Origin of the sequence: Phenylobacterium sp., assembly GCF_016124325.1 — a bacterium.
Lineage (GTDB): Bacteria > Pseudomonadota > Alphaproteobacteria > Caulobacterales > Caulobacteraceae > Phenylobacterium.
In genome coordinates, this window is record NZ_WGNY01000028.1 from 66,455 (window position 1) to 79,221 (window position 12,767).

Annotated in this window: 17 protein-coding genes; 10 read left to right on the top strand and 7 right to left on the bottom strand. The window is 69.2% G+C overall.

Annotated elements, in window-relative coordinates; all coding sequences use genetic code 11:
• The first annotated feature begins 1 nt into the window (after position 1).
• The 7 genes from GC203_RS15945 (at position 2) to GC203_RS15975 (ending at position 5,347) form a co-directional block, all read left to right on the top strand.
• Entirely contained in the window at positions 2 to 292 is a 291-nt protein-coding gene (locus tag GC203_RS15945) for a hypothetical protein (RefSeq protein WP_293456487.1), read from the top strand.
• Positions 293 to 384: 92 nt separating this feature from the next.
• Complete coding sequence (locus tag GC203_RS15950) at positions 385 to 678, top strand: putative quinol monooxygenase (RefSeq protein WP_293456490.1); 294 nt, start codon at positions 385 to 387, stop codon at positions 676 to 678.
• Positions 679 to 684: 6 nt separating this feature from the next.
• The gene (locus tag GC203_RS15955; protein ID WP_293456492.1) at positions 685 to 1,908 is read left to right on the top strand and encodes an acyl-CoA dehydrogenase family protein; all 1,224 of its coding nucleotides are present in this window, start codon (positions 685 to 687) and stop codon (positions 1,906 to 1,908) included.
• A 162-nt stretch (positions 1,909 to 2,070) separates the two neighbouring features.
• Positions 2,071 to 3,111 (top strand): PEPxxWA-CTERM sorting domain-containing protein, encoded by a 1,041-nt coding sequence (locus GC203_RS15960; protein WP_293456495.1) that lies wholly within the window; start codon positions 2,071 to 2,073, stop codon positions 3,109 to 3,111.
• A gap of 127 nt (positions 3,112 to 3,238) precedes the next feature.
• On the top strand, positions 3,239 to 4,000 hold the full coding sequence (locus GC203_RS15965) for a PEPxxWA-CTERM sorting domain-containing protein (protein ID WP_293456498.1): 762 nt from the start codon (positions 3,239 to 3,241) through the stop codon (positions 3,998 to 4,000).
• 154 nt (positions 4,001 to 4,154) lie between these two features.
• Positions 4,155 to 4,775 (top strand): PEPxxWA-CTERM sorting domain-containing protein, encoded by a 621-nt coding sequence (locus GC203_RS15970; RefSeq protein ID WP_293456499.1) that lies wholly within the window; start codon positions 4,155 to 4,157, stop codon positions 4,773 to 4,775.
• Between the two features lie 53 nt (positions 4,776 to 4,828).
• Positions 4,829 to 5,347 (top strand): surface-adhesin E family protein, encoded by a 519-nt coding sequence (locus tag GC203_RS15975; protein WP_293456501.1) that lies wholly within the window; start codon positions 4,829 to 4,831, stop codon positions 5,345 to 5,347.
• Between the two features lie 3 nt (positions 5,348 to 5,350).
• Here the strand turns inward: GC203_RS15975 and GC203_RS15980 are convergent, their stop codons facing one another.
• Entirely contained in the window at positions 5,351 to 5,785 is a 435-nt protein-coding gene (locus tag GC203_RS15980; protein WP_293456504.1) for a CHRD domain-containing protein, read from the bottom strand.
• A gap of 98 nt (positions 5,786 to 5,883) precedes the next feature.
• Positions 5,884 to 7,164, bottom strand: coding sequence for a cytochrome P450 (locus tag GC203_RS15985; RefSeq protein WP_293456507.1), 1,281 nt, complete (start codon positions 7,162 to 7,164; stop codon positions 5,884 to 5,886).
• Between the two features lie 143 nt (positions 7,165 to 7,307).
• Between GC203_RS15985 and GC203_RS15990 the strand changes: the two genes are divergently transcribed.
• Together GC203_RS15990 and GC203_RS15995 are read left to right on the top strand one after the other, a co-directional pair.
• Positions 7,308 to 7,778, top strand: a complete 471-nt coding sequence (locus GC203_RS15990) for a GFA family protein (protein ID WP_293456509.1) — start codon at positions 7,308 to 7,310, stop codon at positions 7,776 to 7,778.
• 89 nt (positions 7,779 to 7,867) lie between these two features.
• The gene (locus GC203_RS15995; RefSeq protein ID WP_293456511.1) at positions 7,868 to 8,968 is read left to right on the top strand and encodes an NADH:flavin oxidoreductase; all 1,101 of its coding nucleotides are present in this window, start codon (positions 7,868 to 7,870) and stop codon (positions 8,966 to 8,968) included.
• Positions 8,969 to 9,088: 120 nt separating this feature from the next.
• Here the strand turns inward: GC203_RS15995 and GC203_RS16000 are convergent, their stop codons facing one another.
• The 4 genes from GC203_RS16000 to GC203_RS16015 form a co-directional block, all read right to left on the bottom strand.
• Positions 9,089 to 10,000, bottom strand: coding sequence for an SMP-30/gluconolactonase/LRE family protein (locus GC203_RS16000; protein WP_293456513.1), 912 nt, complete (start codon positions 9,998 to 10,000; stop codon positions 9,089 to 9,091).
• Between the two features lie 74 nt (positions 10,001 to 10,074).
• Positions 10,075 to 10,593, bottom strand: a complete 519-nt coding sequence (locus GC203_RS16005) for a dihydrofolate reductase (RefSeq protein ID WP_293456514.1) — start codon at positions 10,591 to 10,593, stop codon at positions 10,075 to 10,077.
• A 9-nt stretch (positions 10,594 to 10,602) separates the two neighbouring features.
• On the bottom strand, positions 10,603 to 10,917 hold the full coding sequence (locus GC203_RS16010) for a phosphoribosyl-ATP pyrophosphohydrolase (RefSeq protein ID WP_293456516.1): 315 nt from the start codon (positions 10,915 to 10,917) through the stop codon (positions 10,603 to 10,605).
• A gap of 5 nt (positions 10,918 to 10,922) precedes the next feature.
• Positions 10,923 to 11,768 (bottom strand): thymidylate synthase, encoded by an 846-nt coding sequence (locus GC203_RS16015; RefSeq protein ID WP_293456518.1) that lies wholly within the window; start codon positions 11,766 to 11,768, stop codon positions 10,923 to 10,925.
• A 192-nt stretch (positions 11,769 to 11,960) separates the two neighbouring features.
• On the opposite strand from GC203_RS16015, the gene GC203_RS16020 reads away from it, so the two are divergent.
• On the top strand, positions 11,961 to 12,176 hold the full coding sequence (locus GC203_RS16020) for a hypothetical protein (RefSeq protein ID WP_293456521.1): 216 nt from the start codon (positions 11,961 to 11,963) through the stop codon (positions 12,174 to 12,176).
• Positions 12,177 to 12,192: 16 nt separating this feature from the next.
• On the opposite strand, the gene GC203_RS16025 is transcribed toward GC203_RS16020, so the two are convergent.
• Entirely contained in the window at positions 12,193 to 12,735 is a 543-nt protein-coding gene (locus GC203_RS16025; RefSeq protein ID WP_293456523.1) for a DUF924 family protein, read from the bottom strand.
• Between the last annotated feature and the right edge of the window lie 32 nt (positions 12,736 to 12,767).

A 12,767-nucleotide genomic window follows, 5' to 3' on the forward strand; every position in this document is an offset into this window, starting at 1 on the left:
CATGGTCAAGGACTTCGCCGCCGGGCCCGGTTCCGCCCTCCGCAGTCTCGCCGCCATTGGCGCGGGCCTCGCGACCGCCGCCGCGGTGGTGGTGGGCGCCGTGCTGGCGCTCTTCGCCGCCGCGACCGTCACCGTCATCGCCGTGATGGGGTCGATCCTCCTGGGCTTCGCTGGCCTGGCGATGCGCGCGCGGCGCACCGTGCGGGCGCGACGCCGCAACGACGACATCATCGAAGCCCGCCACCTGGGCGGCCACCACTGGGTGGCCTACGGCTGGACCGAGCGCTCCTGATCCTGGTTCGGCCGGCCGCGTAACGCGAGGTGATGCTTGCCGCCTCGCGCGCGCGCCTCTACCGTCTTTCAAACACTTGTTGGGAGGACGGCATGACCATTGGCGTGATCGCGAAGATTCCGGTGCAGGACGGCAAGGGGCCCGAGTTCGAGGCCTTCTTCACCGAGCTCGCCAAACAGGTCCGCGCCAACGAGCCCGGCAACCTGGCCTACCAGCTCACCAAGAGCCGCACCGAGCCCAACGTCTACAAGGTGCTCGAGCTCTACAAGGATCAGGACGCGCTGACCCATCACGGCGGCACCGAGTACTTCAAGGCCGCGGGCCCGAAGTTCGCGGCGGTGCTCGCTGGGCGCCCCGAGATCGAATACCTCGACGGCGTGGGCTGAACCGCCATGGACCTGGATTTCTCCGCTGAGGACCTCGCCTTCCGCGAGGAGGTGCGCGCGTTCATCGCCGAGGCGTTCGACGACGAGATGCGGGCCAAGCTGGCCCAGTCCAAGAACCACCACCTCGACAAGGAGAGCCAGGTCCGCTGGCTGAAGCGCCTGGGCGAGAAGGGCTGGATCGCGCCCGACTGGCCGGTGGAATACGGCGGCACGGGCTGGAGCCTGGGCAAGAAGTACATCTTCGACATGGAGATGGCGCTGGCGGGCGCGCCGTCGACCTCCAACATGGGCCTGCGCATGTGCGCCCCCGTGGTGATGGCCTTCGGCACGGACGAGCAGAAGAAGCAGCACCTGCCCAAGATCCTGACCACCGACGTCTGGTGGTGCCAGGGCTATTCCGAGCCGGGGTCGGGCTCCGACCTGGCGTCGCTGGCGCTCAAGGCCGAGCGGGATGGGGACCACTACGTCCTGAACGGTTCGAAGACGTGGACCACCCTGGCCCAGTGGGCCGACTGGATGTTCTGCCTGGTGCGCACCTCCAACGAGGAGATCCGCCAGAAGGGCATCTCGTTCCTGCTGATCGACATGCGCACGCCCGGCATCACCATCCGGCCGATCCCCACGCTCGACGGCCCGGCCGAGGGCGAACAGGAGATCAACGAGACCTTCTTCGACAACGTCCGGGTGCCGGTGACCAACCGGATCGGCAAGGAAGGCGAGGGCTGGACCTACGCCAAGTACCTGCTGCAGTTCGAGCGCGGCAACGCCTATGCGCCCGGCCTGCAGGACCAGCTCAAGAAGGTGCGCAAGATCGCCAGCCTCGAAAGGTCGGACGGCGGCGGATCGATGATGAGCGACCCTGACTTCCGCAAGCGGCTCTGCGAGATCGAGATCAAGATCGAGACGCTGAACGCCACGGAGCTGCGGGTGTTCTCCGGCCGCGCCAACGGCGAGGCGATGGGCGCGGTCTCCTCGATGCTGAAGCTGGAAGGCAGCCAGATGCAGCAGGCGGTGACCGAACTCGCGCTGGAGGCGGTGGGCGTCTACAAGCAGCCCTTCGTCCGCGACACCTGGGAGATGCTGCGCCCCGGCGGCAACACGTTCCGGGCGGGGCCGGACTACGCGGCGACCGTCGCGCCCCACTACTTCAACTACCGCAAGACCTCGATCTACGCGGGATCGAACGAGATCCAGCACAACATCATGGCCAAGATGGTGCTGGGCCTCTGACCGGCCCCGCGCTGGCGGCCCCTATCGGGCGATAGGGGCCGATCCTGGCCGCGAGGCCAGATTGTTCGCCACCACGACATCGCCATCCTGAAGCCAGCATGGCCGCGGCCTGCGCCCCCCGGGGCGTAGGAGGCCGCGGGGCGGGGACAGGCGCACGGCGACATGAAGTGGGATCTCGCGGTTCGGACGGCTCGCGCGCCCGGCGCTCCGCGGCGCTCGGCGACCCTGGCGTGGCTGTGGCCATCCGCCATCGCGGACGAGGTCTTCGGGCCCGGCGCGAGCCGCCGGCGAGATGACCACGGCCGCATGTTCCCGCGAGGCGGCCTGGCGTTCATGCTGGTGGCGGCTGCGGCCGTCGCGGCGCCCGTCCTGACCCGCGTGGCGTCGGACGAACTGGCCGGCTTGCGCCTGAACCTGTTCCACACCCAGGACGCGGCGTCGGACAGCGCGGCGGCCGGCGAAGCCGAGCGTGGCGGTACCGGCGCCGGCGGGGCGCCTGGCGGCGGATCCTCCGGGGGTGCGGGCGCACCAAACGACGGCGGCGCCCCGCCGGTGCGCGTCGGCGCGCCGTCTGCGGAGGGCAAGGGCCCGGGCGACGGCGCTGGCCTACTGGACCAAGGCGGGACGGATGCCTCGGCGTCGCCGGGCGGCCCCGCGCCGGACCCGGCGCCCGGCCAGGGCGTGGCTTTCCTGGACGCGGGCGGGGACGAAGGCCAGGGCCTGATCGGTGGCGCTGCCGGGTTTGGCGGTGGCGGTGGTGGCGCAGGCTCGGGATCCGGAGGCGGCGGCCTCGTCGGAGGCGGAACCCCGTCGCCGGTCGCGCCGCCGGGACCAGATCTCCCGGCTGGCGGCCCGACTGCAAATCCTCCCGGACGGCCGACGTTGATCGACCTGGGGGGTGGCCTCGGCGTTCCGGGGACCGGGGACGGGCCGGGCGGCGTCTTCGATCCGGCGCCGACGGGGCGGCGCGGGGAACCGGGCCCCGTGCGCAGCGCCGACGTCTTCCCGGACAGCCCCGGGCTCCCGCCCGAGACGGGCCCGACCGGACCCTCGTCGGACATTCCCCCGCCCGATGAGCCGGCCAATATCGTCGCGCGCGGGGCCGTGCCGGAACCCTCGGCATGGATCGTCATGGTGTCGGGCTTCGCGGCGGTCGGTGCGGCGCTGCGCCGCCGTGGGCGGCATACCCCTATCCTTCGATAGGGGTTTCCCCCTGACTCCAGGTCAGATTGTGCACTGCAGCGAGAGCGGCGAAATTCCAGCCTGAAATCGCTGACGTCGCGGCCCGCGGGGCCTGCGGGCGCGGCGCGGAAGTTTTTGGAGTACGGGTATGAAGTTGCGGGTTCTCACGGCGTTCGCCGCGGGTGTGGCGATGCTTGTGGGCGCGCAGGCGGCCTCAGCGCTGACCTACACCTCCTATCTCGAATACCGCGATGGCCTGTCGGGGCCCCAGACGCCCTACGGCACGGTGACCATCGAGGAACTGGATCCCAATTCGGTGCGCGTGACCGTGAGCCTGGCCGACCCAGACTCGCTGTTCGTGAACACGGGCGGCCCGCACGACCCGTTCCTGTTCAACTTGGCGGCTCCTAGCTCGGTCACGGTGTCGAACACCGGCGCGCAGGACTTCTTCTACGCCGGCGACGGCAGCTATCAGGCCACGCCCTACGGCACGTTCATCGACAAGGTCGGTTGCTGCCAGGTCTGGGTCCCGGCCAAGAAGAAGACGCCGGGCCACTGGGAAGACGGCAACGGCGCCTCGAAGGGTAAGCAGGGCGACCTGGTGTTCACGGTCTACAACGCCGGGGGGCTCACCTTCGCGGGCGTCGGCGCTCAGATCGACCCGATCACCGGCAAGCTGACCGGGCTCGGAACGGGTAACCAGTTCAGCTCCAACCAGGGCGGCTGGTGGTTCGCCGCCGACATTTATGACGGCAAGACCGGGCTCACCTACAACGTCGCCGCGCGCGACGCCTACGGCCCGATCGTCCCGACCGCCGCCATTCCCGAGCCGGCGACCTGGGCCCTGATGATCGTTGGCTTCGCGGGCGCGGGCGCGCTCCTCCGTCGCCGACGCGCCGCGCTCGCCTAGACGCGGCCCCCGCTCGCGGCGGATCATCGCGAGCGGGATCAACTCCTGACCGCCGGGGGGCGGCAACGTTTCTTCAGGCTTTCCGAGCCACCATGCGGGTGGTGCGCGCCTCCAGGCGCCACCGATGGTGGGTAGAAGAGGGCTCGAAGAAGCCGTGAAGCATCCAGGATTTGCCGCCGCCGCCGCGCTCGCGGTCGGCCTCGCCTTCGCCGCGCCGGCCGCCGCGCGCGATCACGGCCGGGGCCATCGGGACGATACGCCCGACACCTCGCCCGGCGTCTGCGGGCTGGCCGACCTGTCCGCCGACGTGGCGGCCTGCAGCGGCTTCTACGAAGGCAACCTGCTTAACGACAGTCCCTCTGATCTCCTGTCGCAGACCAACGCGCTGGCCGCGATCGGCCTGGCCGACTGGGACGGAAGCATCGTCGAGCCGCAGCTCGATCTCGACAGCCAGACGGTGGACTTCACGACCCTGCTGACGGGCGTCAGCTATGTGGGCGTCCACTGGGGCGCGGGTTCCGGCAGCCCCAGCCCGTATACGCCCGGCGGGGTGACGGCCTTCTACCGCCTCGACGCCGGAACCGGTCTCGACGCCTTCACCCTGGCCTTCAGCTCGGCCTCCGGCGCCCGTCTCTACTACACCCAGCCGCTGGCGGTCACGGCGCTGGAACGGGGCGCCCAAGCGGTGCCGGAGCCCGGCGCCTGGGCGCTGATGATCCTCGGCTTCGGCGTGGTCGGGGCGACGATGCGCCGCCGCCGCGCCGCGATAGCCTGAGCGCCTCTTTCGGCGTCTTCCCCGCCCGCGCAGGTCGGGTTAGTGCATTGGACATGCGCCGAACCGCACGCCTGATCGCCGGCTTGGCCGGACTTGCCGCCGCCGCCGTCGGGCCCGCGGCGACCGCCGCCACGTTCTACGTGGTCCAGTCTGGGCACGACGCCTGGACGATCATGGATCCGGCCGGCATCGAGCAGGTGGACCCCTCGGTCCGGCGGGCCTGGGCCGTGCGGGTCCAGCGCAACATCCTGAACGGTGATCCGCCGCAGCCCGGCTATGTCCGGACGCTGTCCGAATACAACTGCGACACCGATCGCGTGCGCTGGCGCGAGTTCTCGGCGTTCTCCCGCTCGGGCGCGCTGCTGGCCAGCAAGGTGAACCCCAATCCCGAGTGGGGACCGGCCGACGAAGCGACCGATCTCCAGTCGGCGTTCCGCGTGGTGTGCCGCGGGGGCGGGGGCGCCACCGTGATCGCCGCCGAGAGCGTGGCGAAGGTGGTGATCAGCCTGATGAGCGCCTGGGACCCGCCGCCTGCGGCTCCAACCGCGCCCCCGGCCGCCAAGCCCCGGTAGCGCCTACTTCATCACCTGCCCGCGCACCGCGCCGGCCTTGAAGTCGGCGGTGTGCACATTGACGTAGTAGCCGCCCGGATTGTCGGCGATGTCCTTCACCACCGCGGCGTCGGCGGTCACGCAGGCGGCGCTCTTGCCGCTCGAGTCAGGCGGGGTCAGCGGCACCGCCACCGGGCCGGCGGCGTCCGGGCCGCCCTTGTGGATGTGGGCCATGAGCGGCTGGCCGATGTTCTCGACCATCAGCGTGTAGCAGATCTCGTTCTTGGCCGTGTCGACCTTGAGGGTCGCGTGGCCCATGCCGTCGGGATCTCCGGCGGTGGGCTTTTCGGCAGCGCCGGTCAGGTGGGCCGAAAGCGAAACCGGATCGGCCTGGGCGGCGCCGGCGAGGCCCGCGGCGGCGAGCGCCAGGGCCAGGGTTCGGTATGGGGCTTTATTCATGGACGGTCTCCCTCAAGCCCCCCGGCCCGATGGGCGGCGAGGAAAGACCAGCCGGCGGCGGCCGTCAATCGGCCAGCCACCGGCTTCATGGCCTGAACTCAGGTCCGGGTCGGGATCACGACCGGCAGGGACTCGTAGCCCTTCACGAAGGACGACAGCACCCGGCGCGGCGGGCCCACCACCTCGATGCGCGGGAAGCGCTTGAGGATTTCCTCCCAGATGATCTTGAGCTGGAGCTCGGCGAGGCGGTTGCCCACGCAGCGGTGGATGCCGAAGCCGAACGACAGGTGCTGACGCACCCGCGGCCGCTCGATCCAGTAGTCGTTGGGCCGCTCGATCACCTCGTCGTCGCGGTTGCCCGAGACGTACCACATGGCGACCTTGTCGCCTTCCTTGATGGTCTTGCCGCCCAGTTCGAAGTCGCGCTTGGCGGTGCGGCGCATGTAGGCCAGCGGCGTCTGCCAACGGATGGTCTCGGAGACCATGTTGGGGATCATGCCGGGGTCGGCGCGCAGGATGCGGTCCTGGTCGGGGTTCTGGTTCAGCGCCAGCACCGAGCCCGAGATCGTGTTGCGGGTGGTGTCGTTGCCGCCGACGATCAGCAGGATCAGGTTCCCGAGATATTCCATGCGGTCCATGTTCCGCGTGGACTCGCCGTGGGCCAGCATCGAGATCAGGTCGGGCTGCGGCGGGGCGTTCACCCGCTCGTTCCACAGGTTCATGAAGTAGTCGACGCACTCGAACAGTTCGGCGCGGCGCTGCTGTTCGGCCTCTTCAGGATCGGTGGAGTTGAACAGGCCGGAATCCGGGCCGGCGGTCGCCACGTCGGACCAGCGGGTCAGCTTGCGGCGGTCTTCCCAGGGGAAGTCGAACAGCGTCGCCAGCGTCATGGTGGTCAGTTCGATCGACACCTTGTCGACCCAGTCGATCTCCTCGCCGATCGGCAGGTCGTCGAGAATCTTGGCCGCGCGCTCGCGGATGATCGGCTCCAGGTGCGCCAGGTGGTGCGGCGAGACGATGGGCTGCACCGTCTTGCGCTGCACGTCGTGCTTGGGCGGGTCCATCGCGATGAACATCGGAAGCGTGAAGTCTTCCGCCGGGTCCGGCAGCACGATGATCGGCTCGGACGAGAACACCTCGTGGTTCGTGTCCACGGCCATGATGTCGTTGTACTTGGTCACCGACCAGTAGGCGCCGACGTCCTCGAAGCCGGAGTCGGCGGTGTAGTGGACCGGGTCCTCCTTCCGCAGCCGCTCGAAGTAGGGCCACATGGTGTCGGTGCGGAACAGCTCCGGATCGGCCGGATTGATCTGGTCGAGCGGCATCGTGAAGGCCGCGTCCCGGGCGGCGCGATGCAGGTCGATGGCGGCGTCGTCCATGGTTCATCCTCCTGGGGGCGGGTCTTGCGGCCCATATTGCGTCGGGTGACACGATGAGCTTGTCGCTTTCGCGAGTCAATGAAACGTGACGCTGGCGTCAACTTTTCCACCGTGAAAAATTCGGACGCAATCCGGAGGGGCTGATGGGCGCACTTGAGGGTGGCTGCGCGTGTGGGACGGTGCGCTATCGGCTGAAGAGCGGGCCGATGTTCGTCCACTGCTGCCATTGCAGCGACTGTCAGCGCCAGGTCGGAAGCGCCTTCGTCATCAACGCCCTGATCGAGACCGACCGGATCGAGATCCTGTCGGGCGAACCCAAGCCGACGGCCATGCCCACCGATTCCGGCCGGCCGCATCTCGTCTATCGCTGCACGGACTGCGGCACGACGATCTGGTCCGACTACGGCGACCGCAAGGTGATGAGCTTCCTGCGCGCGACCACGCTGGACGACCGCGCGGCCCTGCCGCCGGATGTCCACATCTTCACGCGTTCCAAGCTGCCGTGGGTGACGCTGCCGCCCGGGGTTCCGGCCTTCGACATCTACTACGACATGGCGGCGCTCTGGCCGGCCGAGAGCCTGGCGCGCCGCCGGGCGGTGCTCGGCGACGGCTGAAGCCGTCTCCAGGATTTCTGGACTGGCTTCACCGAGCCTTGCAGTGCAAACAGACGTTTGAAATCCCAGACCGGAGCGCAGGCGAGCACATGGCGTCGGACGTCCTCTTCACACCCTTCGAGTTCAAGGGGCTGAAGCTCCCCAACCGCATCGTCATGGCGCCGATGACGCGTTCGTTCTCGCCGGGCGGCGTGGCGACCGACGAGGTGGCGGCCTACTACCGCCGCCGGGCCGAGAACCAGGTGGGCCTGATCGTCACCGAGGGGACGGGCGTGAACCGGCCGGCCTCGCTCAACGATCCCAACATCCCGCGCTTCCACGGCGACACCGAGCTGACCGCCTGGGGCAAGGTGGCCTCCGAGGTCCACAAGGGCGGCGGGCTGATCGCGCCCCAGCTCTGGCACGTGGGCGCGGTGCGCAGCCGCAGCGAGGACTGGACCCCGCCCGGCCCGTACGACAGCCCCTCGGGCTATTCGAGCCCGGGCAAGAAGTTCGGCGAGGCGATGAGCGACGAGGACGTGGCCGACGCCATCCGCGCCTTCGCCGACGCCGCGGCCGCGGCCAAGGCCCTGGGCTTCGACGCCGTCGAACTGCACGGCGCCCACGGCTATCTGATCGACCAGTTCTTCTGGGACGGCGTGAACGTCCGCGAGGACGCCTACGGCGGCAAGGACCTGCCGGGCCGCGCGCGCTTCGCCGCCGACATCCTGCGCGCCGTGCGCCAGGCCGTGGGGCCGGACTATCCGGTGATCATCCGCATCAGCCAGTGGAAGCAGCAGGACTTCAACGTGAAGCTGGCCCACGACCCCAAGGCGCTGGAGGCGTGGCTGGGCGCGCTGGTCGACGCCGGGGCCGACGTGCTGCACTGCTCGCAGCGCCGCTTCTGGGAGCCGGAGTTCGAGGGCAGCGACCTCAACTTCGCCGGCTGGGCCAAGAAGCTGACCGGGGTTCCGACCATCACCGTGGGCTCGGTGGGCCTGACCGGCGAGTTCGTCGCGGGCTTCGCGGGCGAACGCAGCGAGCCTGCCTCGCTGGAGCGTCTTGAGGCCATGCTGGATCGCGGCGACTTCGACCTCGTCGCCGTCGGCCGCGCGCTGCTGCAGGATCCCGAGTGGGTGGTGAAGGTGCGCGAAGGCCGGACGGCCGAACTGAAGGCCTTCGACCGCTCTGTGATGGCGACGCTGTACTAGGCCGGTTCCGTCCCCTTGATGGGGAGGGCGACTCGCGAAGCGAGCGGGGTGGGGCGCGATCGTTCCCCAGCCGTCCGGCGCTGCGCGCCGGCCACCCCCCCACAAGGGGGAGGGAAAGGCTCACGCGTTGAAGTTCAGCTTGAGGCCGGGCCGGGGCCACTTGGCCTTGAACAGCTTGCCGGTGGCCGAGGCCGTGATCCACGCCGTCGTCATGTCGGCCCCGCCGAAGCAGATGTTGGTGCAGATCAGGTCCGGGAAGGCGTAGTGCTCGGTCGAGCCGTCGGGGTCGAAGGCGGTGATGCCGCCGTTGATGATGGTGGCCACGCACACCTTGCCGCCGGCCTCCACCGCCAGGCTGTCGAGAAGCTGGTAGCCCGGCAGGTTGCAGACCACGTGGCCGGGCGCGAAGCCCGCCGCGGGTGCGAGCTGGCCCGGCGCGGCGACGTCGAACGCCCAGAGGCGCCCCAGGTTGGTGTCGGCCAGGTAGACGGTCTTCTCGTCGGGCGACAGGCCGATGCCGTTCGGGCTGATCAGGTGGTCGCGCTGGCGGCTGATTTGGCTCCCGTCGGTCTTGGCGTAGTAGACGCCGCCGAACTTGCGGCCCTCGGGCGTCGAACAGCCGTGGTCCGAGAACCACATGCCGCCCTGCTTGTCGAAGACGATGTCGTTGGGGCCCACCAGCCGCTTGCCGTCGCAGGAGTCATAGACCGTCTCCAGCTTGCCGCTCTTCAGGTCGAAGCGCTGGATGTAGCCGCCGGTGTGCGACGGCGGCGTCGGGCCGGGAATGGTCATGCCCTGGTTGTCGAGCCACTCGAAGCTGCCGCCGTTGTTGGTGATCCAGATCGCCCCGTCGGGGCCGATGGCCGCGCCGTTCGGGCCCCCGCCGGTTTCGACCACCAGTTCCTTGGTCCCGTCAGGCTTCACCCGGGTCAGGCGCTGGCCCTTGATCTCGGTGAGGATGACCGACCCGTCGGCCATCGCGATGGGTCCCTCGGGAAACTCCAGGCCTTCGCAGACCAGTTCGAACTCCATGGCGGCGATCCTCCCAACATCTGTTTGGGGCGACCTTAGCGCGCCTGCGGTCGCGCGCTACCGCTGACGCCGCGTCAGCGTCGCTCCAGCACGCGGGTGACGAAGGCGTATTCGTCGTCGTCGGAGGCTTCGTGCCGTTTGGCGCGGACCTCGGTCCAGGCGGCCTCGTCGAAGGCGTCCAGGAAGACGTCGCCGGGGACCTCGGCCTCGACGTCGGTGAGATAGACGCGGCGCGCCTTGGGCAGGGCCAGGGCGAACAGCGAGGCCCCGCCGATCACGCAGACCTCGCTCGCGCCGTCGTCCTCGGCCTGCTCGCGGGCGATGGCCACCGCCTCGGAGAAGTCCTCGCAGACCAGCGCGCCCTTGGGGGCGAACGAGCCGTCGCGCGAGAGCACGATGTTGGTGCGGCCGACCAGCGGCTTCCTGGGCAGGCTGTCCCAGGTCTTGCGGCCCATGACCACCGGCTTGCCCATGGTGATGGCGCGGAAGATCGCGAGATCGGTCTTCAACCGCCAGGGCAGGGTTCCGTCACGGCCGATCACGCCGTTGCGGGCGCGGGCGATTGGACCGGCGGCAAGGATGACGTTGGGCATGCCGTCCTATTAGGCCACCGGCTCCAGCCAGGTCAGCCATTTCCGGCGCACGGCGGCGTCGAGGTCGATGTCGAAGCGCCGGGCGTAGAGCAGCAGCATGCAGAGCAGGTCGGCCGCCTCGTCGGCGCGGTCGTGCTCGGTCGCTTCGCCGCGGCCCCGCCGGGACAGGCGCAGGTGGGCCTGGGCCAGCTCGCCCAGTTCCTCCTGCAGCTTCAGCAGATACCAGTCGTCGTCGCGGGCGATGTTGAAGTTGCGGGCGTAGATGTCGGAGACGCGCTCGGCGGAGTCGGTGGCTTCGGAGAAGGTAAGGGGACGCTCGGGCATGGCCGTCACACCGCGATGGGCGCCGCGATGGCGGGATGGGGGTCGTAGCCCTCCAGCTTGAAGTCGCCGTAGTCGAAGGCGAACAGGTCGTCCTTGTCCGCGATCCGCATGGCGGGGAAGGGGCGCGGCGTCCGCGAGAGCTGCAGGCGCGCCTGGTCCAGATGGTTCAGGTAGAGGTGCGCGTCCCCCAGGGTATGGACGAACTCGCCGGGCTCGTAGCCGGTGACCTTCGCGACCATCATCGTCAGCAGCGCGTAGCTGGCGATGTTGAACGGCACGCCCAGGAACACGTCGGCCGAGCGCTGATAGAGCTGGCAGGAGAGCCTTCCGTCAGCGACGAAGAACTGGAACAGGCAGTGGCACGGCGGCAGGGCCATGTCGTCGACATCGGCCGGGTTCCAGGCCGAGACGATGTGCCGGCGGCTCTCGGGATTGGTCTTCAGGCTCTTCAGGACGGCGGCGATCTGATCGATCACCCGGCCGTCGGGCGCGGTCCAGGATCGCCACTGCTTGCCGTAGACCGGGCCCAGTTCGCCCTCGGCGTCGGCCCACTCGTCCCAGATGCTCACGCCGCGCTCTTGCAGCCACCTCACGTTCGTGTCGCCGCGCAGGAACCAGAGCAGCTCCAGGATGATCGACTTCCGGTGCAGCTTCTTGGTGGTGAGCAGCGGGAAGCCCTGCGAGAGGTCGAACCGCATCTGACGACCGAATACGCCCAGGGTGCCAACGCCGGTGCGGTCGCCGCGCCCGGCGCCGTTCTCCAGGATGTCGGCCAGAAGGTCGAGATACTGCCGTTCCGGGTGCTCGGCGGCGGCTTGGTAGCGGTCGGCGATGGCGACGTGCGCGTTCATCGAGGCCCTCGATCACTCGAACAGGCAGCTTCGCGCTGATTCGTGACGCTTAGGAATCAGGCGGAGGGTGATTTCGGTTTCGGCGAGACGTCGATCCACAGAATTCGCAGACCGATTCGGTTCGCCTAGCGCTTGCATCGCGGCGAAACACGCGGCTATGGGAATGTAAAGTAGTTGTTAAGTGGGATTCACATGTTCATTTCAGCTTTGGCGGCGGTCGCCATGTTCGCGGCGCCGGAAACGGCTCAGGGCGACTCGAAGGTCGCGAAGAAGCCGGCCATGGAGAAGGTCTGCTACAAGGTCGACGTGTCGGGCTCCAACCTGCCGAAGAAGCACTGCGAGATGCGTCCGGTGAAGGTGGCCGGGGACGGCGCCGACAAGTCCGCCGAGGCGCCGAAGAGCGAATAGGGCGGCCCGCTCGGTATCAGCCTGAGAAACCGCCATCGTCGAGGAACGCCTGTTCCTCGGCCGTGGTGGTGCGCCCGAGCGCCGCGTTGCGGTGCGGGAAACGCCCGAAACGGGCGACGATGTCGCGGTGGATCTCCATCCACTTCAGCACCTCGGCGTCGCCGAGCGCCTGGGCCAGCGCCAGGCCCTGATCCTGGTCGGCCATGTCTTCTGAGTGCTCGAACGGCAGGATGAAGAACTGCCGCATCTGGGGCTCCACCTCGTCGATGAACCCGCGCGCCACGGCGTCGCGGGCGATCGCGCGCGCCTTGGGATCGGTGGCGAAGGCGTGGCCGGAGTTGCGGTAGAGGTTGCGCGGGAACTGGTCGAGCAGGATCAGCAGCGCCAGCGCGCCCTCGGCGGTCCCGGCCCAGGCGTCGTACTCGCCGCGGGCGGCCCTATGGTGCACGGGCTCGAACTTCAGACGGATGGCTTCGTCGAAGCGGCTGTCGTGGGCGTACCATCTTCTTGGGCCGGCATGGCGCCAGAAGGTCAGCACGTCGTGGGGGGTGGCGGCCATGCGTGTCGCTCCGGGTCGGTCGACGCCTGAGT

Excerpts from the sequence above, each read along its gene's own strand:
- GC203_RS15945 (WP_293456487.1), top strand. The coding sequence starts at position 2 with ATGGTCAAGGACTTCGCCGCCGGGCCCGGTTCCGCCCTCCGCAGTCTC.
- GC203_RS15950 (WP_293456490.1), top strand. The coding sequence starts at position 385 with ATGACCATTGGCGTGATCGCGAAGATTCCGGTGCAGGACGGCAAGGGG.
- GC203_RS15955 (WP_293456492.1), top strand. The coding sequence starts at position 685 with ATGGACCTGGATTTCTCCGCTGAGGACCTCGCCTTCCGCGAGGAGGTG.
- GC203_RS15960 (WP_293456495.1), top strand. The coding sequence starts at position 2,071 with ATGAAGTGGGATCTCGCGGTTCGGACGGCTCGCGCGCCCGGCGCTCCG.
- GC203_RS15965 (WP_293456498.1), top strand. The coding sequence starts at position 3,239 with ATGAAGTTGCGGGTTCTCACGGCGTTCGCCGCGGGTGTGGCGATGCTT.
- GC203_RS15975 (WP_293456501.1), top strand. The coding sequence starts at position 4,829 with ATGCGCCGAACCGCACGCCTGATCGCCGGCTTGGCCGGACTTGCCGCC.
- GC203_RS15980 (WP_293456504.1), bottom strand. The coding sequence starts at position 5,785 with ATGAATAAAGCCCCATACCGAACCCTGGCCCTGGCGCTCGCCGCCGCG.
- GC203_RS15985 (WP_293456507.1), bottom strand. The coding sequence starts at position 7,164 with ATGGACGACGCCGCCATCGACCTGCATCGCGCCGCCCGGGACGCGGCC.
- GC203_RS15990 (WP_293456509.1), top strand. The coding sequence starts at position 7,308 with ATGGGCGCACTTGAGGGTGGCTGCGCGTGTGGGACGGTGCGCTATCGG.
- GC203_RS15995 (WP_293456511.1), top strand. The coding sequence starts at position 7,868 with ATGGCGTCGGACGTCCTCTTCACACCCTTCGAGTTCAAGGGGCTGAAG.
- GC203_RS16000 (WP_293456513.1), bottom strand. The coding sequence starts at position 10,000 with ATGGAGTTCGAACTGGTCTGCGAAGGCCTGGAGTTTCCCGAGGGACCC.
- GC203_RS16005 (WP_293456514.1), bottom strand. The coding sequence starts at position 10,593 with ATGCCCAACGTCATCCTTGCCGCCGGTCCAATCGCCCGCGCCCGCAAC.
- GC203_RS16010 (WP_293456516.1), bottom strand. The coding sequence starts at position 10,917 with ATGCCCGAGCGTCCCCTTACCTTCTCCGAAGCCACCGACTCCGCCGAG.
- GC203_RS16015 (WP_293456518.1), bottom strand. The coding sequence starts at position 11,768 with ATGAACGCGCACGTCGCCATCGCCGACCGCTACCAAGCCGCCGCCGAG.
- GC203_RS16020 (WP_293456521.1), top strand. The coding sequence starts at position 11,961 with ATGTTCATTTCAGCTTTGGCGGCGGTCGCCATGTTCGCGGCGCCGGAA.
- GC203_RS16025 (WP_293456523.1), bottom strand. The coding sequence starts at position 12,735 with ATGGCCGCCACCCCCCACGACGTGCTGACCTTCTGGCGCCATGCCGGC.